Origin of the sequence: Micromonospora wenchangensis (assembly GCF_002210435.1) — a bacterium.
GTDB lineage: Bacteria > Actinomycetota > Actinomycetes > Mycobacteriales > Micromonosporaceae > Micromonospora > Micromonospora wenchangensis.
Genome location: NZ_MZMV01000017.1, coordinates 71,673 through 95,628 on the forward strand (window position 1 = coordinate 71,673; position 23,956 = coordinate 95,628).

At 75.5% G+C, this 23,956-nt stretch carries 25 protein-coding genes; 12 read left to right on the plus strand and 13 right to left on the minus strand.

The features are described 5' to 3' along the window. Positions 1-14: 14 nt before the first annotated feature. Both B5D80_RS12710 and B5D80_RS12715 read left to right on the plus strand, forming a co-directional pair. A complete protein-coding gene (locus B5D80_RS12710) occupies positions 15-518 on the plus strand; it encodes a hypothetical protein (protein ID WP_088644051.1) in 504 nt (167 codons plus the stop codon). A gap of 231 nt (positions 519-749) precedes the next feature. Then, complete coding sequence (locus tag B5D80_RS12715; RefSeq protein ID WP_088644052.1) at positions 750-1,784, plus strand: AraC-like ligand-binding domain-containing protein; 1,035 nt, start codon at positions 750-752, stop codon at positions 1,782-1,784. Positions 1,785-1,981: 197 nt separating this feature from the next. On the opposite strand, the gene B5D80_RS12720 is transcribed toward B5D80_RS12715, so the two are convergent. Genes B5D80_RS12720 through B5D80_RS12755 form a run of 8 tightly spaced genes read right to left on the minus strand, consistent with a single transcriptional unit; the run spans position 1,982 to position 10,877 of the window. Next, complete coding sequence (locus tag B5D80_RS12720; RefSeq protein WP_088644053.1) at positions 1,982-2,965, minus strand: DNA topoisomerase IB; 984 nt, start codon at positions 2,963-2,965, stop codon at positions 1,982-1,984. A 1-nt stretch (position 2,966) separates the two neighbouring features. Then, a complete protein-coding gene (locus B5D80_RS34275) occupies positions 2,967-4,022 on the minus strand; it encodes a glycosyltransferase family 9 protein (RefSeq protein ID WP_245854498.1) in 1,056 nt (351 codons plus the stop codon). Then, positions 4,019-4,720: an SDR family oxidoreductase gene (locus B5D80_RS12730; protein WP_088644054.1), complete on the minus strand. Its 702-nt coding sequence runs from the start codon at positions 4,718-4,720 to the stop codon at positions 4,019-4,021. Before B5D80_RS12730 ends, B5D80_RS34275 begins: the two co-directional genes overlap by 4 nt. After that, complete coding sequence (locus tag B5D80_RS12735) at positions 4,717-6,210, minus strand: PfkB family carbohydrate kinase (RefSeq protein ID WP_088644055.1); 1,494 nt, start codon at positions 6,208-6,210, stop codon at positions 4,717-4,719. Before B5D80_RS12735 ends, B5D80_RS12730 begins: the two co-directional genes overlap by 4 nt. Beyond that, entirely contained in the window at positions 6,207-7,019 is an 813-nt protein-coding gene (locus B5D80_RS12740; protein ID WP_088644056.1) for a D-sedoheptulose-7-phosphate isomerase, read from the minus strand. The genes B5D80_RS12735 and B5D80_RS12740 overlap by 4 nt, the downstream gene beginning before the upstream one ends. Next, positions 7,019-8,236 (minus strand): glycosyltransferase, encoded by a 1,218-nt coding sequence (locus B5D80_RS12745; RefSeq protein ID WP_088644057.1) that lies wholly within the window; start codon positions 8,234-8,236, stop codon positions 7,019-7,021. Before B5D80_RS12745 ends, B5D80_RS12740 begins: the two co-directional genes overlap by 1 nt. Beyond that, positions 8,221-9,183, minus strand: coding sequence for a glycosyltransferase (locus B5D80_RS12750; protein ID WP_088644058.1), 963 nt, complete (start codon positions 9,181-9,183; stop codon positions 8,221-8,223). The genes B5D80_RS12745 and B5D80_RS12750 overlap by 16 nt, the downstream gene beginning before the upstream one ends. Further along, a complete protein-coding gene (locus B5D80_RS12755) occupies positions 9,180-10,877 on the minus strand; it encodes an HAD-IIIA family hydrolase (protein ID WP_088644059.1) in 1,698 nt (565 codons plus the stop codon). Before B5D80_RS12755 ends, B5D80_RS12750 begins: the two co-directional genes overlap by 4 nt. Positions 10,878-11,071: 194 nt before the next feature. On the opposite strand from B5D80_RS12755, the gene B5D80_RS12760 reads away from it, so the two are divergent. Together B5D80_RS12760 and B5D80_RS12765 are read left to right on the plus strand one after the other, a co-directional pair. Further along, positions 11,072-11,521: an SRPBCC family protein gene (locus B5D80_RS12760; protein WP_342747112.1), complete on the plus strand. Its 450-nt coding sequence runs from the start codon at positions 11,072-11,074 to the stop codon at positions 11,519-11,521. A gap of 88 nt (positions 11,522-11,609) precedes the next feature. Further along, the gene (locus tag B5D80_RS12765) at positions 11,610-12,377 is read left to right on the plus strand and encodes a polyprenol monophosphomannose synthase (protein WP_088644061.1); all 768 of its coding nucleotides are present in this window, start codon (positions 11,610-11,612) and stop codon (positions 12,375-12,377) included. Positions 12,378-12,405: 28 nt separating this feature from the next. Here B5D80_RS12765 and B5D80_RS12770 read toward each other — a convergent pair whose 3' ends face one another. Next, entirely contained in the window at positions 12,406-14,010 is a 1,605-nt protein-coding gene (locus tag B5D80_RS12770) for a phytoene desaturase family protein (RefSeq protein WP_088644062.1), read from the minus strand. 70 nt (positions 14,011-14,080) lie between these two features. Here B5D80_RS12770 and B5D80_RS12775 point away from each other — a divergent pair, with 70 nt between their 5' ends. Next, positions 14,081-15,514, plus strand: coding sequence for an aldehyde dehydrogenase family protein (locus B5D80_RS12775; RefSeq protein WP_088644098.1), 1,434 nt, complete (start codon positions 14,081-14,083; stop codon positions 15,512-15,514). A gap of 51 nt (positions 15,515-15,565) precedes the next feature. On the opposite strand, the gene B5D80_RS12780 is transcribed toward B5D80_RS12775, so the two are convergent. Next, a complete protein-coding gene (locus tag B5D80_RS12780) occupies positions 15,566-15,967 on the minus strand; it encodes a ChaB family protein (RefSeq protein ID WP_088644063.1) in 402 nt (133 codons plus the stop codon). A 166-nt stretch (positions 15,968-16,133) separates the two neighbouring features. Between B5D80_RS12780 and B5D80_RS12785 the strand changes: the two genes are divergently transcribed. The 4 genes from B5D80_RS12785 to B5D80_RS12800 all read left to right on the plus strand — a co-directional run bounded on the left by B5D80_RS12785 (position 16,134) and on the right by B5D80_RS12800 (position 18,487). Beyond that, the gene (locus tag B5D80_RS12785; RefSeq protein ID WP_088644064.1) at positions 16,134-17,117 is read left to right on the plus strand and encodes a YihY/virulence factor BrkB family protein; all 984 of its coding nucleotides are present in this window, start codon (positions 16,134-16,136) and stop codon (positions 17,115-17,117) included. A gap of 62 nt (positions 17,118-17,179) precedes the next feature. Further along, complete coding sequence (locus tag B5D80_RS12790) at positions 17,180-17,596, plus strand: DUF2795 domain-containing protein (protein ID WP_088644065.1); 417 nt, start codon at positions 17,180-17,182, stop codon at positions 17,594-17,596. A 52-nt stretch (positions 17,597-17,648) separates the two neighbouring features. Then, positions 17,649-18,110 (plus strand): SRPBCC family protein, encoded by a 462-nt coding sequence (locus B5D80_RS12795; protein WP_088644066.1) that lies wholly within the window; start codon positions 17,649-17,651, stop codon positions 18,108-18,110. 113 nt (positions 18,111-18,223) lie between these two features. Beyond that, on the plus strand, positions 18,224-18,487 hold the full coding sequence (locus tag B5D80_RS12800; RefSeq protein WP_088644067.1) for a hypothetical protein: 264 nt from the start codon (positions 18,224-18,226) through the stop codon (positions 18,485-18,487). Positions 18,488-18,634: 147 nt separating this feature from the next. Here the strand turns inward: B5D80_RS12800 and B5D80_RS12805 are convergent, their stop codons facing one another. Then, positions 18,635-19,972: an MFS transporter gene (locus B5D80_RS12805; protein ID WP_088644068.1), complete on the minus strand. Its 1,338-nt coding sequence runs from the start codon at positions 19,970-19,972 to the stop codon at positions 18,635-18,637. A gap of 161 nt (positions 19,973-20,133) precedes the next feature. Between B5D80_RS12805 and B5D80_RS12810 the strand changes: the two genes are divergently transcribed. Next, a complete protein-coding gene (locus B5D80_RS12810; protein ID WP_088644069.1) occupies positions 20,134-20,346 on the plus strand; it encodes a hypothetical protein in 213 nt (70 codons plus the stop codon). An 18-nt stretch (positions 20,347-20,364) separates the two neighbouring features. Here the strand turns inward: B5D80_RS12810 and B5D80_RS12815 are convergent, their stop codons facing one another. Further along, positions 20,365-21,198: a hypothetical protein gene (locus B5D80_RS12815; protein ID WP_088644070.1), complete on the minus strand. Its 834-nt coding sequence runs from the start codon at positions 21,196-21,198 to the stop codon at positions 20,365-20,367. Between the two features lie 206 nt (positions 21,199-21,404). Between B5D80_RS12815 and B5D80_RS12820 the strand changes: the two genes are divergently transcribed. Together B5D80_RS12820 and B5D80_RS12825 are read left to right on the plus strand one after the other, a co-directional pair. Then, positions 21,405-22,340: a hypothetical protein gene (locus B5D80_RS12820; protein WP_144081648.1), complete on the plus strand. Its 936-nt coding sequence runs from the start codon at positions 21,405-21,407 to the stop codon at positions 22,338-22,340. Between the two features lie 188 nt (positions 22,341-22,528). Next, on the plus strand, positions 22,529-22,894 hold the full coding sequence (locus B5D80_RS12825; RefSeq protein WP_088644072.1) for a DUF6401 family natural product biosynthesis protein: 366 nt from the start codon (positions 22,529-22,531) through the stop codon (positions 22,892-22,894). A 62-nt stretch (positions 22,895-22,956) separates the two neighbouring features. Here B5D80_RS12825 and B5D80_RS12830 read toward each other — a convergent pair whose 3' ends face one another. Next, positions 22,957-23,829, minus strand: coding sequence for a mechanosensitive ion channel family protein (locus tag B5D80_RS12830; protein WP_088644073.1), 873 nt, complete (start codon positions 23,827-23,829; stop codon positions 22,957-22,959). Positions 23,830-23,956: the final 127 nt, after the last annotated feature.

The following is a 23,956-nucleotide window of genomic DNA, read 5'->3' on the forward strand; positions in this document are numbered from 1 at the left end:
AGAGGGGCTCAGTCGTGATCGAACAGCCGGCGTACACCGGGTTCGGGTTCTCCGACGAGGAGTGGGGGCTGCTGGTCGGCCTGCCGCAGTCGGTCCTGACCGCGGCCAGCGCCGCCGAGTCGGACGGTGCCCGGCGCACCCGCGCCGAGAACGCGGCCGGGCTGGAGACCATCGCCGCCGGCCGGGAGTCGGCGAGCCCGCTCGTCGCTGCCGTCGCCGGGGAGATCGTCTCCCGGGTGGGCGACCCGGAGGCCGGCGAGGAACTGCCGGTGATCTCGCCGGCCGACCCGCAGGCGCTCATCGACGACGTGCTGGTCCGGGCCGGACAGGCGACCACCCTGCTGGCCGCGAAGGTCGACGAGGGCGACGCCGGGGCGTACCGGCACTGGCTGGTGGAGATCGCCGACCAGGTGGTCGGGGCGGCGTCCAGCGGGGGGCTGCTCGGCCTCGGCGGCGACCAGGTCAGCGACTCGGAGCGGAAGTTCCGCGACCGCCTCTCCCAGGTCCTCAACGACTGACGTCGACCCACGGCCGACGGGCCGGGCCCGCCTGACGGCGGCCCGGCCTTCGTCGTCTCGTGGGCCATGATCGACTCAATGTCGTCGATGGAGTGGTATCCCCGGCGCTTCGATGCCGCTGGATCGGCGAAACAGCGGCATCGACAGCCCTCGCGCACCCCGTGCGGAGCGGGCCGGTGGGGTCTTCGTCCAGAATGGAGGGGAAGTGCCCGCCGACGGGGGAGGCCGGACATGGTGCACCGCGCAGTGATCGACACCGAACAACTACCGCCGACGGAACGGTTCGGGATGTGGCTGGACCTGGTCGCCCGGACCGCCGCGCCGCTGCGCATCCGCTCCGACCACCAGCACGACTTCCGGGCCCGCGCCGAGTTCGTCGAGCTGGGCCCGATCCGGCTGGTGCGCTACCGCTACCCGTCACTGGAGGCGGTCCGCACCCCGAAGCTGGTCCGGCGCACCGAGGTGGACTTCCACATGCTCGCCCTCACCACCAATGGCACCGGCGTCGCCGGGCAGGCCGGGCGGGAGAGCCGGCTCGGCCCCGGTGAATTCACCTTCTACGACGGCTCCCGGCCGCACGAGGTGAGCCATCTCGGCGACGGCAACGGCACGGAGCACGCCGCCTCGATCGTCGCCCTGATCCCGTACGGGGCGATCCCGCTCACCCCGGACCAGCTCGCCCCGCTGCTGGCCGGCCGGATGTCGGCGAGCGAGGGGATCGGCGCGCTGGTCGCCCAGTACCTGACCCGGATCACCACCCATCCGGAGCAGTACCAGCAGGCCGACGCCGAGCGGCTGGGCGGGGTGGCGCTGGACCTGATCTCCACCATGCTCGGCAGGTACCTGGTCGCCGAGGACGAGATGCCCCGCGAGGTACGCCGCCGGGCGCTGCTCGCCCAGGTGCGGGCGTACGTCCAGCGGCGGCTGGGTGACGCCGGGCTGACCCCGGCCGCCATCGCCGAGGCGCACCACATCTCGGTACGCAGCCTGCACCGGCTCTTCGAGGAGGAGCACGCCACTGTCGCGTCGTACATCCGGGAGCTGCGGTTGGAGCGGTGCCGGCGGGACCTGGCCGACCCCGCGCTGGCCCACCGGCCGGTGCAGGCCGTCGCCGCGCGCTGGGGTTTCCGGGACAAGGCCCACTTCAGCCGGGCGTTCCGGGCCGCCCACCAGCTCACCCCGCAGGCGTACCGGACGCTGCACCTGCAACAGGCACGGATCGTCAACAGCACGGCGTCCGCAGTCAACCCGGGACGGACATACTGACAGCGGGCCGACGGTCACCCGACCGGCCGGCCCGACGGTAACGGGGGACCGCGGCGTGGCGTCCGTGACCCAGACGGGTCACGGACGGCCGCCCGGTGCCGCAGCCCGTCCGGCGCGCGACCGCCGTCGCCCGGATGGCTCCCGGCCGCACCGACCCCGACCCCGTCGCGCCTCCCCCAGGACAGCGACGGGGTCGGTCAGGTCTCCTCCAGCAGCTCCAGCACCGACCGTTCGACCAGCTCACGTGGGGCGTCGGCGGGCACCGGCAGCACCACGCCGTCGTGGTAGAGGTCGACCACCCGGGGGTCCACGTACGACGTGCGGGCCACCGTCGGGGTGTTGCCGAGCAGGTCGGCGACCTCCCGCATCACCCCGGCCACCGCCCGGCGACGGGCCGTCACCGAACGCTGCGTCCCCACGGTCGCCAGTTCGGTGGCCGCCCGGACGGTGGCGTGCCAGGTGCGGAAGTCCTTCGCGGTCATCTCGCCGCCGCTGGCGTCGCGCAGGTAGCCGTTGACCTCGTCGCTGCGCACGTCCCGCCAGGTCCGCCCGTCCCAGTAGCCGAAGAGCCGTTCCTCGGTGCGCCGTCGCCGCCGCAGGGTGGTCAGCACCCGGCACAGTTGCGGGTCCTCGATCCGGCGGACCTGTTCGACGCCACCCTTGGCCGGGAACTCGAAGACCACGCAGCCGCCCCGGGACCGGGCGTGCTCCGGGCGCAGGGTGGACACGCCGAAGGTGGCGTCCTCCCCGACGGCGTACTGCTCGTTGCCGACCCGGAAGGCGCCCATGTCGAGCAGCCGGGCGACGGTGGCCAGCACCCGGTCCCGGTTCAGCCCCCGCCCGGTCAGGTCACCGGCGATCCGCTCGCGCAGGGTCGGCAGCCGCCGGGCCACCTCCAGCACGTGGTCGAACTTCGCCTCGTCCCGCTTGCGCCGCCACTGCGGGTGGTAGAGGTACTGCCGTCGGCCGGCGGCGTCGGTGCCGGTGGCCAGGATGTGCCCGTTGGGGTACGGCGCGATCCACACGTCGGACCAGGCCGGCGGGATGACCAGTTCCCCCAGCCAGGCCAGCGTGTCCGGGTCCCGGACCCGTTCCCCGTGCCGGTCCAGGAAGGTCCAGCCCTTGCCGCGCCGGCGACGCCCGTAGCCCGCCCGACCCGGATCACTGCGCCGCAGTCGCACCTCAGACCCGTACCGTTTCCTCGGCCTCGTCCACGGCGGCCAGCACCCGGTCGACCGGGAGCGCCGCCCATCTCGCCGCCGTACCTACCCCCGGCCCGGCGGCGCAATCCTCGCCGGCGGCCCAGAGCACCCGGTGCCACGGCCGGTCGGCGGGCGGGCCCCAGCGGGCCGGCGGCACCGGGCCGAACAGCAGCACCGACGGGACCCGGTAGGCGGTGGCCAGGTGACCGACCCCGGTGTCCCCGCTGACCACCAGCCGGGCGGCGGCCACCAGGGCGGCCAGCTCACCCAGGTCGGTCCGGCCGGCAAGCACCGCCGAGCGGGGCAGCCTCGCGCCGGCCGCCACCCGGGCGGCCAGTTCCCGTTCGCCGGCCGAGCCGGTCACCACCACCCGGTGCCCCCGGTCGGCCAGCCGCCGGGCCAACACGGCGAACCGGTCCGCCGGCCACCGCTTCGCCTCGACCTTGCTGCCCGGGTGCACCACGGTCACCCCGGCCGGCAGCCGGCCCGCGGGCGGCCGGCGCAGCGCCAGGTCGGTGCGGTCGGCCGGGATGCCGTACCAGTCGAGCAGCCGGCACCAGCGGTCCACCTCGTGCTCGTCGTCGTCCCAGTCGGGGCCGTCGCGGTGCCCGGCCGGCGGGCACCGGAAGGCCACCAGCCGGCCCGCGCCGGCCAGCATCAGGTGCGAACGCGGCCCGCGCCCGTGCAGGTTGACCGCCACCTCCGGCGGCGGCCCGGACCACGACGGCACGCCACCCGGGAGCGGCCCGGACCATGGCGGCGCGCCAGCCGGGAGCGGCCCGGACCATGGCGGCGCGCCAGCCGGGGGCCGACCTGGCCACCGGCCGGCCGACGGCGGGACGGGCCAGGGCGGCGGGCCGAGGTCGTCGGTGGGCAGCAGCCGGTCGACCCCGCCGACCAGCTCGACCAGCGGGCCCAGCCAGGCCGGCGCGGCCAGCACCAGTTCCTCGCCCGGGTGCCCGGCCCGCAGGGCGCGCAGCGCGGGCACCGCCGTGGCCAGGTCACCGACGCCGAGCGCCCGCAGCACCAGGATCACGGGTACGAGGTCTCCTGCTCGGCGCAGACCACCAGTTCCCGTACGGTGCTGCCGGGTGGCTGGGAGAGCGCGAACATGATCGCGGCGGCGGTGTCGGCCGGGTCGTTGAGCTTCGCGTCGGGCCCCGGGCGGTACTGCGGGTCGCGGTCGTCGAAGAACGCGGTCCGCATCCCGCCGGGGATGAGCAGGGTCACCCCGACGCTGCCGGCCAGCTCGGCGGCGAGCGACCTGGTGAACCCGACCACCCCGAACTTCGCCGCGCAGTACGCGGTGGCGTCCCCGACCGCCTTGACGCCCAGGGTGGAGGCGACCGTGACGACGTTGCCCCGGGACGCCTCCAGGTAGGGCAGCGCGGCCCGGACCACCGCCACCGTGGCGAGCAGGTCCACCACGACGATCCGTTCCCAGGTGTCGCGGGGGACGTCGGCCAGCCTGCCGGGCACGTCCATGCCGGCGGCGGTCACCACCGCGTCCAGCCCGCCGACCCGCTCGGCCAGGTCCCGGGTGGCCTCCTCGGCGGCCCGGGTGTCGGCCAGGTCGCACTCGATCCACGGCACCCCGTCGTCGGGGCGCTGCCGGTCCAGCACCAGCGGTCGTCCGCCGGCCCGCGCGACGGCGGTGACCACCGCCGCGCCGAGGCCGCTCGACCCGCCGGTGACCAGGACGGCCGGACCGGCACCGGGTGGACTGCTGCTCATCGTGCTCCCTTCGTCGTCGGATGCGCCGGGCGGGGCCCGGCGGGTTCCGGCCGGGCACCACCGGCCGGGCCGGTGCGCCGGCGTTCACCCCGGGCCGCCGCGATCATGTCGGTGGTGGAGCGCCCGTCCAGGTACGGCACCACCACGCTGTCCCCGCCCCACCGGCGCAACAGCTCGCCCTCCGGCAGGTTCGGCCCGTCGTCGACGCCGGTCGCGTAGTCCCCGCCCTTGACCCAGATGTCGGGCCGCAGCCAGCCCAACGTCGCGTGCGGGGTGGGCTCGTCGAAGACCACCACCGCGTCGACGCAGCTCAACGCCGCGAGCAGCCGGGCCCGGTCGCCCTGCGGGATCACCGGCCGGTCGGGGCCCTTGAGGCCGGTGACGCTGGTGTCGGAGTTCAGGCAGACCACCAGGCAGTCGCCGAGCTGCCGGGCGGCCTGCAACGTCGCCACGTGCCCGGCGTGCAGCAGGTCGAAGCAGCCCCCGGTGGCGACCACGGTGCCGCCGGCCGCCCGGACCTCGGCGACCACCGCGCCCGCCGCGGCGGCCCCGATCCGTTCCCCGCCGCCGACCAGCACCGGCGGGCAGTCCCGCACCGGTACGGGCAGCGCGGCGGCAACTCCGCCGTCCGCCACGTACGCCGACGCCGCCCCGACGGCCGCCTGGACCGCCTCGGAGACCAGCGCGCCCCCGGCGAGCGCCACCGCGGCGGCGGAGGCGAACCGGTCCCCCGCCCCGCAGGTGTCCCCCTCGGCGCTGACCGGCGCGGAGACCATCAGCGGCGTCGCCCCGGCGGAGCAGAGCAGCGCGCCGTCACCACCGAGGGTCACCACCACCGCGCCGGCCCGCCAGCGTTCCCGCAGCCCCTGGCCGGCGCGGGCGGCGACCGCCAGCCGGGTCCCGCCCGGCGGCACCTTGGCCAACTCCCGGGCCTCCGGTTCGTTCGGGGTGACCAGCCGCACCCCCGGCACCGCGACCGGGCCCCGTGGGTGCGGGTCCCAGACCACCGGGGCGCGGGTCGCGGCCAGCGCCGCCCGCAGCGCCGGCTGTCGGGCCACCCCCCGGCCGTAGTCGCTGACCAGCACCGCGGACGCCCCGGCGAGTAGCCGCAGCACCGCCTCGGTGGGCGGCCCCGGTTCGCCCGCCACGCCACCCCGGTCGTGGCGCAGCAGCACCCGGCCCCGGGCCCGCAGCCGGACCTTCTCCGGGGTGGCCCCGGCCAGCGGCAGGCCGTACACCTGCACCCCGGCGGCGGTGAGCAGGGAGCTGAGGCGGGCCGCCCCGGCGTCGTCGGCGAGCGCGGTCACCAGCGCCACCTCGGCGCCCGCGGCGGCGGCGAAGACGGCGGCCAGGCCGGCCCCGCCGGGCCGGTCGGCGGCGGCCGTCTCGTCCAGCACCGGCACCGGCGAGTCGGGGCACAGCCGGTTCACCACCCCCTCGACGTCCCGGTCGAGCAGGGTGTCCCCGACCACCACCAGCGGGCCCCTCACGCCGGGTCCCCGCGTCGCCCGTCGGCCGCCGGGTCGACGACCACCTCCACCCCGGCCCGTACCGGCCCGTCGTCGGCCACCGGCGGGGCGGGCGGGTCGTCGGTCGCCGGCCGGTCCACCGCCCTGGCCGGGTCCACCGGCGGGGCGGCCGGGTCCACGGGCCGGGCCGGCGACGCGGCGGCCGCGGTGGCCGCCGCCTGCCCGGCCAGCGCGGTCAGCGCCGTGGGCAGCGCCCGGTCGACGTACTCGCAGAGCACGTGGGTGGAGACCAGGTGCAGTTCCTGCACCACCTGGCTGTCCGGCGAGGCGACGCCCAGCGCCTCGTGGCAGGCGTCGGCCAGCGGGTTCGGCGTCGGGCCGGTGAACGCCCAGCAGCGCAGCCCGACCTCCCGGGCGGCCGCCACGGCGGCGAGCAGGTTGCCGCTGGACCCGCTGGTGGACATCAGCAGCAGGACGTCACCGGGACGGCCATGGGCCCGCACCTGCCGGGCGAAGACCTCGTCGTAGCCGTAGTCGTTGCCGATCGCGGTCAACGCGGAGGTCTCGGCGTGCAGGGCGATCGCCGACAGCGGCCGGCGCTCGTCGCGCAGCCGGCCGACCAGTTCGGCGGTGAGGTGCTGGGCCTCGGCGGCGCTGCCCCCGTTGCCGGCGACCAGCAACCGCCCGCCGCCGACCAGGATGCCGGCCAACTCGGTGCCCCAGCGGGCCAGCAACGGCTCCGCCGCACGGTACGGCAACAGCGCCTCGGCCAGCAGCGTCAGGTGCGCGTCGAGCAGGCCGGCCCGCGCCGCCCGGGTCGAGGTCGTCATCAGGCGACCACCCGGCTCGGCCTGCGTACGGCGGCGACCTCGGCGTACACCTCGGTCAACCGGTCGGCGGCGGTGGCCCACGAGTAGCTGCGGCGGGCCCGCTGCAACGCGGCGGTGGCGTAGCCGTAGCGGCGGGCCGGGTCGCCGAGCAGGCCGGCCAGCGCGTCGCCCAGCGCCTGCGGGTCCCGGGCCGGCACCAGGTCACCTGTCACCCCGTCGACCACGGTGTCCCGGATGCCGCCGACCGCCGTGCCGACGACGGGCACCCCGCAGGCCATCGCCTCCAGCGGCGTCAGCCCGAACGGCTCGTACCAGGGGGCGGCGACCAGCACGTCGGCCGACCGGTACCAGCGGCCCATCTCCTCGCGGGGCACCGCGCCGACCAGCCGGACCCGGTCGGCGACCCCGCAGGTGCCGGCGAGCGCCCGCAGCCGCCTGGCGTACGGGTCGGTCTCCAGCAGCCCGGCGGGCGGCCCGCCGACGACCACGCACTCGGCGTCGGGCACCAGCGCCATCGCCCGGATCACCGTCTGGAAGCCCTTGCGTTCCACCAGCCGGCCGACGGTGAGCACCCGGGGCCGGTCGGCGTCGCGGTCGACGGCCGGGCCGAGCGGGGCGAAGGTGTCCAGGTTCACCCCGGACGGCACGACGGTCATCCGGGACCGGGGGACGCCGAGGCGGACCAGTTCCCCGACCTCGTCGCGGCACTGGGCGACGACCCGGTCGACGGCGCACCCCAGTTCCCGTTCGTAGCCGATCCGCCGGGCCGGGCTGGTGTCCTGCACCCCCTGGTGACGTCGCTTGACGGTGCCCAACGCGTGGTACGTCTGCACCACCGGCACCCCGGTCTGCCGGCCGGCGGCCAGCGCCGCCAGCCCGCTCATCCAGAAGTGCGCGTGCACCACCTCGGGCACCCAGTCCCCGCCCCGCCAGCGGCCGGTGAGCCAGTGGCTGAACTCCTTCATGTGCGGCAGCAGGGCGTCCTTGGCGACCGGTTCGGCCGGCCCGGCGGGCACGTGCACCACGTCGTACCCGTCCGGGGCGCGGACGGCGACCGGCAGGTCGACGGCGTCGCGCCGGGTGTAGACCCGGACGTCGTGGCCGGCCGCCACCAGCGCGGCGGAGAGTTCCGCGACATGCGTGTTCTGCCCACCGGCGTCCTCACCGCCCAGCACGGCGAGCGGGCTGGCGTGCTCGGAGATCATCGCGATGCGCATACTTCCTCCTCCAGCAGGCGGTCCCAGTCGGTGAGGAATCGGTCCAGGCCGTAACGGCCCAGCGCGGCGGTACGCGCCTGCGCACCCGCGCGACGCGCCTCGGCGGGGTCGGCGACGAACCGGGCGGCGGCGGCCAGCAGCGTGTCGACCCGGGTGGCCAGCGCCCCCGCCCCGGGAGGCACCGCCTGCACGGCCTCGGTGGTGGCCAGCGCGATCACCGGCATGCCGATCGTCATCGCCTCGATCAGGCTCAACCCGAGCGAGGTCCACCGGCACAGGTGCAGGTAGGCCCGCCGCCGGGCCAACTCGGCGTGCATCAGGTGCTGCGGGACGTCGTCGTGGCTGGTCAACCGGTCGGCCGGCAGCCCGAGGTGGTCGGCGAGCCCGGCCACCCTCATGCCGAAGACGTCAAGCGGGGCGATCTCGGCGAACCGGGCGAGCAGGTCGGTGCCGGTGATCCGCCCCCGGCGTACCGGCTCGTTGATCACCACGGCGAGCCGGTCCAGCTCACCGGTCCAGGTCACCGCGGGTGGCACCACGCCGTGTTCGACGACTGCGGTGCGGGTGGACCCGTTGTCCCAGAACAGCTCGTTGAAGTGGGTGACGTGGGTGAGCAGCAGGTCGTCCCGGTCGGCCATCGGGTGCCTGGTGTTCGGCACGTCGCCCTTCGGGGTGTTGTGCTCGACGTAGACCGCCGGCACCGCCCGGCCGAGCCACTGCCGGGCCAGGTCGTGCTCCTCGGGGCGTTGCAGCAGCACCACGTCGACGTCGGCGTGGCGCAACTGCTGCGGGGTCACCTCGACGGCGCTGTCCGGCCACGGGTAGGTGCGCGCCCGGCCCAGCCCGTACGGGCCCCGGTCGGGGGTGACCGGCACCAGGTAGCGGTGCCTGCCGTGCACGAAGGACGTGGTCCAGGAGCCGTGCACGTGCCAGAGCAGGATGTTCATCGGTGGCTCCCCCGCCCGGCGGTCACCGGCGTCCCCTCGACCGGCGGCGACCCGGCCGGGACGTCGGCGGGGACGCCGAGCAGGCGTACCGCGTCGAGGACCCGGCCCGGTTCGACGGCCGACAGGCAGGGGTGGCCGGGCACCGGGCAGACCGTGGCCCGGGTGTCCCGGCAGGGCGCGGCGGCGTCGCCCAACCGGACCGTCGGCACCCGGTAGGGCCCCCACTGTCCGTAGGGGACGGTGGGGGCGAACAGGCTGACCACCGGCACGCCCAGCGCGGCGGCCAGGTGCGCCGGCCCGGTGTTGCCGACCACCAGCGCGCCGGCGTCGGCGAGCACCCCGGCCAGGTCGGCCAGGCCCGTACGGCCGCCCAGGTCGAGGCCGGTGTCGCCGGCCACCCGGGCGGTCAGCTCCGTCTCGTCGGGTCCGCCGGTGACGGCCACCCGGTGACCGGCGGCGGTGAGCGTCCGCACGATCCGGGCCGCCAGTTCGGGTGGCACGGCGCGGCTCGGCACCGCCGAACCGGGGTGCAGCACCAGGTACCCGGGGCCGCCGAGCCCGGCCGGCGGGGGCGGCACCCGGTCGGCGCGGACCCGCAGTCGCGGATCGTCGCCGGGCGGCAGCGTGAAACCGGCGGCGGCGGCCAGCGACAGCGCCCGCTCCGGCTCCGGCAGCCCGGCGGGGACCCGGTGCCGCACGTCGAGCAGCGAGCCCGGGTAGTCGTCGCTGATCGCGCTGACCCTCGGCACGCCGGCCAGCCGCAGCAGCAGCGCCAGCGGCAGCGGCGACTGGTGGAACGAGGTGAACACCACCGCCTCGTCGGCGCGGACGGCACGCAGCCGGTCGGTGAGCCGGTCGATGTCCACCGGGTCGACCGGGTCGGGTGCCCCGTCGATCCAGGGCAGCGGCCACTCGACGATCTCGTCGACGCCGGGCAGCAGGGCGGCGGCCGCGCGGCCCCGGGGGCCGCAGAGCAGCACGACCCGCTGCGCGTACGCGGCGACGGCCCGGACGGCGGGGCCGGTGACCAGGACGTCCCCGGCGGAGTCGCTGCGGACCACCAGCACGGTGCCGGCCCGGCGCGGCGGTGGCCCGGCGAGCAGGGCCGACCGGGTGAGGATCAGCTCCACGGCGGCGGGCAGGTCGGCGGCGACCTGCCCGGCGGCGGCCACCTCGACGGCCCGGGTGGTCGGGGTGGGCACGAGCACCCCGGCGGCACCGGCCGCGGCGGCGGCGCCCACGTCGGCGGCGATGTCCCCGACCAGCACGCACCGGTCCGGGGTGGTGCCGAGCGCCCGCGCGGCGGCGTGCACCATGCCGGGCGCGGGTTTGCGGCAGGCGCAGCCGGCCCGCTCGTCGTGCGGGCAGCACTGCCAGGTGTCGAAGGGGCCGAGCAGTTCCTCGACCCGCGCGTTGACCGCCCGCAACTGGGCGGCGGTGAACAGCCCCCGGGCCAGCCCCGACTGGTTGGTGACCACGCCGAGCCGTAGCCCGGCGGCGCGCAGCCGGTCCAGCGCCGCCCGTGCGCCGGGCACCGGCCGTACCTTGTCGGGGTCGCCGTTGTACGGCACGTCCTCGACCAGGGTGCCGTCGCGGTCGAGCAGCACCGCGTCGTACAGTGCGCGGCCGCCCCGGTCAGCGACCGGATCAACCCGGCCTGACCTGCGCTGATACGGCTCCGCGTCCCGTCGCACGGGCGGCGGGTTCCCGAGGCCCCGGGGAGTAAACCTGGCCCTACCGGGCGGTACGCCGCCCGGCCCGCTGCCGGCGTCGGGCCGGCCCGCGCCGTCGACCCGCCCGCGTCGGTGCAGCGTTACCCGCCGCCCCGGAGAAGCTAACGCGGCGGGTTAGGCCGGGCGGGCCCGGGTACTGGTCAGCGGTGGCAGTCGTGGAGAAAGTGATCGATGCACCCCCGCAGCGGGTCTTCGACGTGCTGGCCGACGGTTGGACGTACAGCGACTGGGTGGTCGGCACGGTGCACGTGCGTGACGTCGACGCGCAGTGGCCCCGGGTCGGCACCCGACTGCACCACCGGGCCGGCCCGTGGCCGTTCTCCCTGGAGGACGCCTCGACGGTGCTGGTCTGCGAGCCGCCGCACCGGCTGGTGCTGCGGGCCGGCCTGTGGCCGGCCGGGGAGGCGGTCGTGGTGTTCACGCTGACCCCGCAAGGGGACGGCGCGACCCGGGTCCGCATCGGCGAGGACTTCGCCGCCGGCCCGTTGCGCTGGGTCCGCAACAAGCTCAACGACCTGGTGCTGCACCAGCGCAACAGGGAGACGCTGCGCCGGCTCTCCGACATCGCCACCCGGCAGAAGGCCGACGAGCGCGCCGGGCGGTGACCTGGCGGCCGCGGGGAGCCTCGGCGGGGTCCCGCCGGGCTTTGGCTACCCTGTGGGGGAATGCCGACCGCGACTGAGGATGTCCGAGATGATCGAACCCGTGGAGCTGCCGTCACCGTGGCGGGACGCACGCCTGACCGTCGTGGTCCCCACCTACAACGAGGCGGGCAACCTCCCGGTGCTGGTCGACCGGCTGCTGGCCCTTCCGCTGCCGGGCCTGAAGGTACTCGTCGCCGACGACAACTCGCCCGACGGCACCGGTGAGGTGGCCGACAAGCTGGCCATCGAGAACCCGGACCGGGTGCAGGTCGTGCACCGGGCCGGCAAGGAGGGCCTGGGCCGGGCGTACGTGGACGGCATCGGCCGAGCCCTCGACGGCGGCGCGGAGTACGTGGCGCAGATGGACGCCGACCTGTCGCACCCGCCGGAGGCGCTGCCCGGGATGCTGGGCGCGCTGCTGTCCACCCAGGCGGGGGTGGTGATCGGTTCCCGGTACGTGCCGGGCGGGCAGCTCGACGAGGCGTGGCCGCTCTACCGGCGGGCGCTCAGCGGCTGGGCCAACCTCTACGTGCACACCCTGCTGCGGGTGCGCATCCGCGACCTGACCGCCGGCTTCAAGATCTGGCGGGCCGACGCGCTGCGCGACATCGGCCTGCACCGGGTGCAGTCGAACGGTTACAGCTTCCAGGTGGAGATGCACTACCTGGCCACCAAGCTGGGGCACACCATCCTGGAGGTGCCGATCCGGTTCGAGGAGCGGCGCGACGGCATGTCCAAGATGACCACCGCGACCAAGGTGGAGAGCGCGCTGATGCCGTTCAAGCTGCGCACCCGGCACCGCAACCTGGACTCCTGACCCCGCAGCGGGGTCGTGGGTGGACGGTTCAGCGGTAGAGCGTCCGGTGCGCGGCGTCGATCATGCCGGCGTACAGGCCACCGGTGACGGCGCGGTCGCGGGCCAGCGCCGCGCGGGCGGCGTTCGCGCCGGGCGCGCCGTGCACCCCGCCGCCGGGGTGCGCCGAGGCGCTGGCCAGGTAGAGCCGGTCGACCGGGGTGTCGGCCCGGCCCAGGCCGGGGATCGGGCGCAGGAACAGCTGCTGGTACGCCGCCGCGGTGCCACCGCCCAGCGCCCCGCCGACCAGGCTCGGGTCGCCCTGCTCCAGCTCGGCCGGCCCGGCGACGTGCCGGCCGACGACCAGGCTGCGGAACCCGGGTGCGGCGGCCTCCAGCACGTCCTCCATCCGCTGCACCTGCCGGGCGACGTCCTCGGCCCGCCAGTCCCGCCGGAACGGCAGGTGGGTGTACGCCCACAGCGACTCGGTGCCGGCCGGTGAGTGCGTCGGGTCGGCGGTGGTCATCTGCCCGGCCAGCAGGAACGGCTTCGTCGGGATCGCACCCCGGGCCAGTTCGGCGGAGTAGCCGGTGAGCCCGTCGAGGTCGGCGCCCAGGTGCACGGTGCCGGCGCCGGCCACCGCCGGATTGGTCCACGGCAGCGGGGCGGACAGCGCCCAGTCGACCTTCAGGGTGGAGCCGTCCCAGCGGAAGTGGGCCAGGTCCTCGACCAGCCGGGGCGGTAGCTGGGCGGCCCCGACCAGGTCCAGGTAGAGGGCGGGGGCGGGCACGTCGGCGAGCACCGCCCGGCGGGCCCGCCACAGCCGTCCGTCGACGGTGCGGACCCCGACCGCCCGGCCCCGGGCGGTCAGCACCCGGTCGACCTCCGCCCCATAGCTGATCCGGCCGCCCCGTTCGGTGAGCCGGGCCACCAGCGCGTCGGTGATCCGCTGCGCGCCGCCGACCGGCACCGGCCAGCCGATCTGCTGGCCGAGCATGGCCAGCAGCCAGCCGTAGACGCCGGAGCCGGCCTCCTCGGGGGACAGGTCGGTGTGCAGGGCGCAGCCGGCCAGCAGCGCGGGGCCGCCCTCGCCGGTGAACAGTTCGCTGCCGAGTTTGCGCACCGGCAGGACCAGCCGGCGGGCCAGCCGCAGCGCGCCGCCGACCCGTAGTTGGCGCAGCAGGCCCAGCCCGCCGCGTACCGGGGGGAACGGGGAGGTGATGGCGTCGAGCATCGGCCCGGCCACCTGCGCCCAGTCGGCGTACGCGTGCCGCCAGCGGTCCCCGTCGCCGGGGGCGAACGTCTCCAGCGAGGCGGCGGTGGTGTCCAGGTCCCGGTTGATCACCGCGGCGCGCCCGTCGGGCAGCAGGTGGGCCAGCACGTCGGGGGCGTGCGTCCAGGTCAGCCCGTAGCGGGGCAGGTCGAGGCCGGCCAGGACCGGGGAGGCGTACCCGAGGGGGTAGAAGGAGCTGTACAGGTCGCTGAGGTAGCCGGGGGCGGTGACCTCGGCGGAGCGGACCGCCCCGCCCGGCGCGCCGGTCGCCTCCAGCACCAGGACGTCCCAGCCGGCGTCGGCGAGCAGGTTCGCGGCCACCAGGCCGTTGTGTCCGGCGCCGATGACGACGGCGTCCGCGGTGTCCGTGCCCGGCGAGATCATCGGATCCGGCTACCCGGCCGGCAACCGGGCGAAACGCGTTTGCTTCGACGGGAGCGGGGCATCCCGCCGCATGTACCGGGTGGAGCAGCTCATCGGTGGGGTGTGGGGCGCGGGCGGGGCGGGCGGTGAGCTGACCGTCCTCGATCCGGCGGACGGCAGGCCGGTCGGCACCGTGCCGGTGGCGACGGCGGACGAGGTCGCCAAGGCGGTGGAGGCGGCCCGGGAGGCGGCCGCCGGGTGGGCGGCGACGCCGGCGGCCGGGCGGGCGGCGCTGCTGCACGGGGCGGCGGACGCGGTGGCGGCGGCGGCCGAGGAGCTGGCCGCCGCGACGACTGCGGAGATGGGCAAGCCGCTGGGCGACGCCCGGGGCGGGGTGGCGGCCGGCGTCGGCACCCTGCGCCAGTACGCCGAGCTGGGCCCGCTGCGCGGCGGCCGGACGCTGCACGGCGACGGCGACGCGCTCGACTTCATGCTGCCGCAGCCCCGGGGGGTGGTCGCCGCGATCACCCCGTGGAACGACCCGGTGGCGGTCTCCTGCGGGCTGCTCGGCGCGGCCCTGGTCACCGGCAACGTGGTGCTCTACAAGCCGAGCGAGCGGACCCCGGTCACCGGGTGGCTGCTGGCCCGGCTGTTCGACGGGGTGTTCCCGGCGGGCGTGCTGTCCCTGCTGACCGGGGGTGCCGAGGTGGGCGCGGCGCTGGCGGCGCAGCCGGTGGACGTGGTGGCGCACGTCGGGGCCACCGCGACCGGCCGGGCGATCGCGGCGGCCTGCGCCCGCACCGGGGCCAAGGCGCTGCTGGAGAACGGTGGCAGCGACCCGCTGGTGGTCGACGCCGGGGTGGACCCGCGCTGGGCGGCCGAGCAGGCGGCCCTCGGGGCGTTCGCCAACGCCGGGCAGCTCTGCGTGGCGGTGGAGCGGATCTACGCGCACCGCGACGTCGCCGAGGACTTCGTCGACGCGCTGGTGGAGCGGGCCGGGGCGCTGGTCGTCGGGCCGGGCCGCGACCCGGCGACCGAGCTGGGCCCGCTGGTCGACCGGCGACACCGCGACCAGGTGCACGGGCAGGTCACGGCGGCGGTGGCGCAGGGGGCGACGCTGCGCGCCGGTGGGGTGCTGCCGGACGGGCCGGGGGCGTTCTATCCGGCGACGGTGGTCACCGACTGCCGGCACGAGATGACAGTGGTCCGGGAGGAGACGTTCGGGCCGGTGGCCGCGGTGGTGACGGTGGACTCGTTCAGCGAGGCGCTGCGGTGTGCCGCCGACTCGCCGTACGGGCTGGCGGCGACGGTGCTGACCGGGTCGATGAGCCACGCCCAGCGGGCCTTCCGGGAGCTGCCGGTGGGCACCGTCAAGGTCAACGCGGTGTTCGGGGGCGCGCCGGGTGGTGCCGCGCAGCCGCGCCGGGGCAGCGGCCAGGGCTTCGGGTACGGCCCGGAGCTGCTGGACGAGTTCAGCACGGTCAAGGCGGTGCACCTGCAACCGCCGGCCGGCGGGCACTGGTGAGCCGGGGCCGCCCCGGTCCGGGGCGGCCCCGCGTTCCGCGCGTACCCCCGGTCAGTCGCCGCGGGCCTTGCGGGTGGCCCGGTCGTTGGCCTTCTCGATGGCCTTGACCAGTTCCGGCTTGGTCATCCGGCTGCGGCCGGGCACGTCCAGTTTCTTCGCCACCTGCATCAGGTGGTCCTTGGTGGCGTTGGCGTCCACCCCACCGGCGGTGGGGGCCCGGCGGGCGGGGCCACCGCCCTCGGCCTGCCGGTCGCTGGGCCCCTTGCGGCCCTTCGGTTCCCAGTGGTCGCCGACCTTCTCGAAGCTGTGCTTGACGGCGGCGAAGGCGGCGCGGTGCGCGCGCTCCCCCTCGCCGTAGGTCTCCACCGCCGAGTCGTGCGTCTTCTCCCAGGTGCGCTGCGCCTTCTCCGGGGAGCGTCGCAGCGTGCTGGGCAGTACCTCGCGCCCGGGCATCCCGTCCTCCTCCGTGTCGGTTTCCTCGCTGACCCCAACGGTTCCCTGGGCCGGCACCGGCAAACACCGACGTCGGGTTTGCCGGTTTCCGCCGTCGGGTACCGCCCCGCGCAGACGCGCGCCGGACGCCGGGTCCGCCGGGTCGTCGGGCGACGAGGAGCCGAGCATGGCAGCGACGACGGAGCCGACCACGGTAGCCGGTGACGGCCCGGGGGTACGCGTGCCCCGCCGGGTACGCCAGTTGAGCTGGTCGACCTGGCGCGGGGTGCTGGTCCGCAGCGGCCGGGGTTTCGTGGAGGACAACTGCGCCGACTGGGCGGCGGCGTTGACCTACTACGGGGTGCTCGCCCTGTTCCCGTCCACGGTCGTGGTGGTGGCCCTGGTGGGGTTGGTTTCCGACGGCGAGCGGACGGTGGACACCGTGCTGGACCTGGCCCGCGACATCGGGGCCGGTTCGGTGGTCGGCAACGAGGGTTTCGTCTCCGTGGTGCGGACGGTGGTCGACCAGCAGAGCGGGACGAAGGTGCTGCTCAGCTTCGGTCTGTTGGGCGCGTTGTGGTCGGCGTCGGGGTTCATCGGCGCGTTCACCCGGGCCTCCAACGCGGTCTACGGGGTGCAGGAGGGCCGCCCGTTCTACCGGCTGCGCCCGTTGCAGATCGGGTTGGCCGGGGTGTCGCTGCTGCTGCTCGCGGTGGTGGCGCTGGGGTTGATCGTCAGCGGCCCGGTGACCGACGCGGTCGGCGACCTGGTGGGTGCCGGTGGGCTGGCCCGGACGACGTGGAGCGTCGTGAAGTGGCCGGTGTTGGCGCTGGTGATGATGACGCTGTTGTCGCTGATGTTCTGGATCGCCCCCAACGTCCGGCAGCCCCGGTTCCGGTGGCTCACCCCGGGCGGGGCGGTGGCGCTGCTGTCCTGGATCGTCGTCTCCTTCGGCTTCGGCCTGTACGTGGCCAACTTCGGCTCGTACGACGTCACCTACGGCAGCCTGGGCGCGGTGATCGCCTTCCTGGTGTGGCTGTACCTGTCGAACTCGGCGCTGATGTTCGGGGTGCAGATCAACGCGGAGTTGCAGCGGGGGCGCAGGTTGCAGGCGGGCGAGGACGACCCGGGTGAGCCGGTGCTGCCGCCGAAGGCCACCGCCGGTTCGTGACCCGTCGGGTTCGGCGTCCGGGTCGGTGTTTCCCCGGGGCGGGCGCGGGTAGCACAACAGACATGGAACGTGGCAGCAGCAAGCACGCACCGAGGGTCGACGACCAGATGAGCCAGGAGGTCAGCGGCCTGGTCCAGGGGTCCGGCGCCGGTGGCTCCCGGGTCGAGGAGTTCCGTGAGGCGGAGCCGGCCGGCGAGGACCAGCCGGGCGCGACCACGGCGCCGGCGGGCGACCTGCGCACCGGCACCCCGCAGGGGATGACCTCGGAGGACGTGGAGGCGCGCAGCCGGCTGGGCCGGTTCATCACGATGACGGCCCTGCCCGGGGACCGGCTGACGCTGGTCGCCAACGCCCGGGAGAACGACGCGCCCGACGACCTGGTGGCCGCCCTGGAGCGCCTGCCGGAGGGCACCCGTTTCCAGACGATTTCCGAGGTGTGGGCCGCACTCGGGCACCGGAACGAGACGACGCGTTGGTGACCGGATCGGCCCACGATCCGGACGAGCACCAGCGGCCAGAGGAGGATTTCGCATGAGCGGCGTCATCGAGCACGTGGACGTGTCGGTACCGGTACGGACCGCCTACGACCAGTGGACCCAGTTCGAGGAGTTCCCCCACTTCATGGAGGGGGTGCAGGAGGTCCGGCAGCTGTCGGACACGATGACCCACTGGACGGTGGAGATCGCCGGGGTCAAGCGCGAGTTCGACGCCGAGATCACCGAGCAGCTCCCCGACGAGCGGGTGGCCTGGAAGTCGACGGGCGGCACCCAGCAGGCCGGTGTGGTGACGTTCCACCGGCTCGACGAGGGCAACACCCGGGTGACCCTGCAGATGGACTTCGAGCCGCACGGCGTGGTCGAGCAGGCCGGCGACAAGCTGGGTGTGGTCGACCGGCGGACGAAAGGTGACCTGGAGCGGTTCAAGCAGTTCATCGAGCGTCGCGGTCAGGAGACCGGGGCGTGGCGCGGGTCGGTCGACCGGCCGCAGCCCTGATTCCCGCCTCCCCCGAAACGGACGCACGACCCCGACGGCCGCCGGTTGCCCGGCGGCCGTCGCCGCGTCCGGTCCGACCGTTTGCGATCATCGGGTCGGGGTACCGCGGAGGTATGACGGACAACGACGGCAGGGTGTGGCGGGACGAGCGGAAGACGCCGCTGGAGGAGCTGGACCGGGCGATCGCCAGGTCCACCATTGACGGGCAGGCCGACGACCCGACCGGCAACGACGCGGGCGAGGAGGCCGCCTTCGGGCACGGCCCCGAGCCGGTGGACCGGGGGGCCGGCCCGCAGGCCGAGCGCCGGGAGATGACCGACACCGAGCGCGCCTACCGCCCCTCCACGACGGGACGCACCGGCCCCGACACCATGTGACGGTCGGCGTCGGGGCCCGCGTCGGGGTCGGGGTCGGGGTCGGCGGCATGGGGTCCGATGATGCGGTGTCCCGGTCGAACGACACCGCATCATCGGCCCAGAAGCACGATTGCCCTGGCTGGCCGAGCCCGAGAAGGGCGGCGCGGCTCAGTGGGTGGGGGGCGGCGCGGCGGTCTGGCGGGCGGCGGCGGCGTGCGCCACCAGCAGCGCCACCGCCAGCACGGTCAGCGCCGGGCCGAGCAGCCGCACCGACGTGTCGCCGAGCAGCACCCCGAGCCCGGCCGGGATGAGGGCCGCCCCGATGCCGGCGGCACCGATCTGCACGCCGATCACCCGGTCGGCGTGCTGCCGGCCGACCCGTTCCGCGGTGCTCAGGGTGAGCAGCGGGAACACCGGCGCGGCGGCGAACCCGAGCACGACCAGGCCGGCCACCGTGACCCAGCCCGGGGCCGGCAGCGCGATCAGCACCGCCCCGACGGCCATGCCCAGCAGGCTGCCCCGCAGCACCCGGGCGGTGCCGAGCCGTTCGGCGACCAGCCCCTGCACCACCCGGCCGACGAACAGGCTGCCCCAGTAGCCGGAGACCGCCACCCCGGCGGCCGCCGCGGACACCCCCCGCCCCTCGGTGAGCAGCAGGAACGCGTAGAGCCCGGCGGACACCTCGATGGCCACGTAGACGGCGAAGGCGAGCGCGCCGAACCAGACGGCGGGCAACCGGAGCGTGTCGGCGATCCGCACCCCCGCCGGCACCGCCGACCCACCGTGCCCGGCCGCCGCCGGATCGTCGACCGGCCCACCGTGCCCGGCCACCGCCGAATCATCGACCAGCCCACCGTGCCCGGCCGGTACGACGACGCTGTCGTCGGGCCGCGCACCGACCGTCCGGTCGACCGGCGCGGCGTGCGGCGGCGGGGAGCCGGCCGTGCGGTCCCGCCACGCGCCGACGGTGAGCGCGAACGCGGTGGCCAGCGCGAGCTGGGCGGCGGCGGTGACCGCGTACCCCCAGCGCCAGCCGGCGCCGGTGCTCAGCATGGCGGTCATCACCAGGGGGCCGATGGCCACGCCGAGGCCGAAGAAGGCGTGCATCCAGTTCATGTGCCGGGGGCCGAACGCCCCGGCGGCGTACGCGTTGAGACCGGAGTCGATCGCCCCGGAGCCCAGGCCGAGCACCAGCGCACAGCCGATCAGCACGGTCAGCGCCGGTGCGTTGGCGTACCCGGTCAGCGCGAGGCTGGCCAGCAGGGTGCTGCCGGCCAGCAGCCGGCCCACGCCCAGCCGGGCGAGGGTGAATCCGGCCAGCACACTGGAGGTCAGGTATCCGATCGTGCCGGCGGTGAGCACCAGCCCGACCGCGCCGGTCGGCACGCCGAACTCGGCGCTGATCGAGGGCCAGCCGACGCCGAGCAGGCCGTCGGGCAGGCCGAGGCTGACGAACGCGAGGTAGGCGAGCAGGAGCAGGGAGGTACGGGGCGGGGCGACGGACACGGAGGCTCATCCTGCCGTATCACCGAGAACGGGTCGACGTGATTGTCGCCTCCCCCGAACCGGTGGTTTGGAACGCCCGGACGGGCAGTAAACCGGACAGGTCGTCCAGAATCCACCGTTCGGCTGACGGTAATCCGAAGGGGTCGCGCAAGACTTTCGGGATGCAACAGGGCTCCGGTTTCCTCACCCCTCGTCAGCGTCGGCTGGCCTGGCTCGGCTTCCTGCTCGCCGCCGTCCAGGCTCCGGTCTCCGCCAGGTTCTCCTCCGACGACTCGTGGCTGTTCAGCCTCTGCGTCGCGCTGATGGTGGCCACCGTGATCATCGCCGACGACGCCAGCCGTCGTCGCCCGGCCGACGCCACCTCCGCGGACTGACCCGCCCGGCGGCCCCCGTCACGGGGTGGGGCCGGGAAACTCCCGCTGCGGGCAGCTCAGCGGGCGGGCCGGGTCGATCCGGTGCAGGGCGTACCCGGTGCCCTGCGTCGGGACGTGCGTGCTCGGCGCGCGGTCGCCGATCTGGATCAGGGCGTGCCAGCCGGTGCGCTGTGCGGTGTACCGGGTGCAGCCGTCGATGACCTCGGTGTGCTGACGGGCCGCCACGGTGGCCCGGCCCTGGACGAAGCTCGTCGGGTCGGCCGGGTCGCTCTCGGCCAGCAGCAGCGAGGACGCGGCCGTCGTGGTGTGCGCCCAGAACGACTCCCCCGCCGTCAGCCAGAGGTCGGCGACGGTGACCACGTCGTGGTCGACAAGGCTGGAGAAGGTCAGGTCGGGGTCGGACGCGCCGGTGGTGCCGGAGTGCGTCACCGGCGGCAGGGTGATCGTGGCGGTGTCCGTGCGCTGCTGCACCCAGTACACGCCCGGGGTGTACGCGCTGACCACGGCCGTGTAAGCGCCGAACGGCAGGTGTCCGGCCGTGGAGTCGACCACCACGAAGTCGGTGCGGCCGAGCCCGTAGACGCTGGTGGCGAGCGTGCTGCCGGCGGCGTCGCGCAGGGTCAGGTCCCAGTCGGCGGTGGCGGCGGGCTGGACGGCGACGACCGACCAGTGCCGTTGGTAGGTGCGGTAGGTGTAGTCCTGCGCGGTCCGGGCGATCTGCACGTCGCCGTCACCGAGCGCAGTGCCGGCCACGGCCGCCCCGGGGTGGGCGAGCGGGACGGTCAGGGCCAGGGCGACGGTGCCGGCGAGTCGCGCGCCGAACCACCGGCGGGCGGAACGGGACAGAGCCATCGACGGGATTCCTTCCGGGTGGGATCTGGACTGTAGCGACGCCGGGCCGTCCGGGGCGTCGTCCCGCGCTGTCGGATATCGGCCCCGCCACGGCGGCCACCGGTGTGCGACCTTGTCGGCATGCCGCCGCACACCGGCACCGGGCCCGGCACCCGCCGCGCCCCGGTCGCCGTACCCCGGCACCCCGACCCCGAGGAGCGCCGACCGTGACGAGACGACCGACGGTGTGGACGTGGCTGCTGGGCCTGCTGGCGCTGGTGGCGGCGCTCGCCCCGACCCCGGCGGCGTCGGCGGCCCCGGGCGGCGGCGAGCGGGACGCCCGCGACCTCGCCGCCGTACGCAGCGCCGCAGCGCAGGCGTCGTGGTCGACCGGCCCGCTCGCGCCGGGCGTCAGCCAGGGCTGGGTGTGGAACAACGCCAACCCGCTGAACGCCGCCTACCAGGTGGGGCTGTCCCCCACCGGTGCCGGCGACACCACCCCCTGCCAGTTCGAGGTGACCCGGACCTGGTACTCGCGGGAGCCGGGCGGCGAGCGGCGGTTCCACTTCGTGGTCCGTAACAGCGGCACGCTCACCTGCACGGCCACCGTCCTGCTGTCCTGGCTGACGCCGACCCACGACTGGTCGACAGGCGCGCTCGCGCCCGGGGCCAGCGGCAACTACGGCTGGGTGGAGCAGATCGCGCCCACCGTGTCGTACCTGCTGGGGGTGACGCCGACCGGGGCGACCGCGACGGCCGCCTGCCAGTTGGAGATCACCCGGAGCTGGTACCGGCAGGAACCGGACGGGGTACGCAAGTTCTACTTCGTGCTCCGCAACATCGGCACGGTCACCTGTTCCGGTCAGTTCCAGCTCGCCCAGACCGACCCGTCGGCGTCGTGGTCGACCGGGACCCTGCCCGTCGGGGCCTCGGCCACCTGGACCTGGAACAACGCCAACCCGCTGACCGCGGTCTACCTACCCGGGCTGGCCCCGACGGGGGCCGCCGGGGGCACCGCCTGCCAGTTGGAGGTGACCCGGAGCCGGTACGTGCAGCGGGCCAACCCGGACGGCTCCCGGCAACGGCAGTACGTGCTGACCGTCGGCAACGTGGGGCAGGTGCCGTGCGGCGGCACCGTGCTGCTCGGGTCACTGACCCCCTGACGCCGGGGCGGATTCCGGCACCGCGTCCCGTTGCTGACCGCCCGGACGCCGACGGTGGCCGGTGCGCCGTCTGCCCGCCGGGGGTCGGATCGGTCCCGGTGGTGGAGGGCCGGTCGACCGGCGGGGGAACCCGGACCGGCCGGCTGGCCGACTCCGGAGGGGTTACCGGGTGGTTAACCTCGGTCCTCATGCGAGTGCCGTACCCCCAGGTCGCCACCCGGACCGCCGTGCGCGCGGCGCGCTCCCACCTGGCCCTGCTCACCGCCTCGGTCGGTGCCCCCGGCCTCGCTGCGGCGGCGGCCCGGCCCGGCCTGCTCGCGCTGGTCGACCAGCACGCCGCGGCGATCCGGGACAGCCTCGACGGTGACCGTCGGCCGCTGACCCCGGCCGCCCTGTCCGGCTACGCCGAGGGGGTCCGCGAGACCGCCCGCGCGCACGGCCTGCTCCCCGAGGGCGCGGCGGACTTCACCGCCCCGGACTGGGTGCTGGTCCGCCTGCTCGCGGTCTGCGCCCTGGCCCGCACCCTCGACCCCCGGCACCTCGACCCGGCCTGACCCGATCCACGCCGGAAGGGTGCCCGCCTCGCGCGGACACCCTTCCCGGTGGTACTGCCGACTCAGCTGCCCGGACGGCCGAACTGCTGGGTCTCGTCGCCGGTGCCGGACTGGTAGGTGCCCCGACCGCCGGCCATCGTGCGGGCCTCGTCGACGCGCGGCATGGCCTGCGTCCGCTCGCCGCCCCGGTCGGCCATCTGCCGGCCCATGTCGCCCTGCCCGGCCGCGCGGGCCCGCCGGTGCTCCTGGACCGCCCGCGACTCCTCGGCCGCCCGGTCCAGCCAGCCGTCCCAGCGGGACTGCATCGGCTTGACCAGACCACCGCCGACGCCGACGATCAGGATGCCGGCCACGGTGGCGAGCACCGCGATCAGGACCGGCGTGGTGACCGTGGTGGCGATGCCGACCTGGTTCAGCGCGGCGATGACGCCCAGCGCCAGGATGAAGACCGCCACCAGGTCGGCCAGCACCTTGCCGTACGACAGGCCGCCGAGCGCGCCGGAGACCAGGTCCCGCACGGCGTTGGCGATGGCGGCGGCCACGACCACGATGACGATCGCGATGAACGCCCGCGGCAGCCAGGCCACCACCCCCCGGATGAGGTCGCTGATCGCGTTGGGGCCCCACACCCCGAACGCGAACTGCAGGGTGAACAGCAGCACCGCGTAGTACGCCAGGCGGGCCAGGATGTCACTGGCGTCGTACCTGGTGCGTTCCAACGCGCGTCTGATCCCGCCCCGTTCGACCGCCCGGTCGAAGCCCACCCGTTCCAGCGCCGCGTCCACGATCTTGAGTACCGCGCGGGCGATGAGCCAGCCCACCACGAGGATGACGATGAACGCGATGGCTCTCGGCACGAACAGCAGCACCGACCGCCACATGTCGGTCAAGGCGCTACCGATGTCGACCTGCCTGACCGCAAGGGTTTCCGGCATGATGTCCCTCCTGTCCAATGGACTGCGCCGCCCGGTTACCCGTCCGCCGCAGCAGCACGCCGGAGAATCCGCACCGATTTTCCCGACATGTCTATAGAAAACAGGCTGGAACTGCACGAAGGTCGGC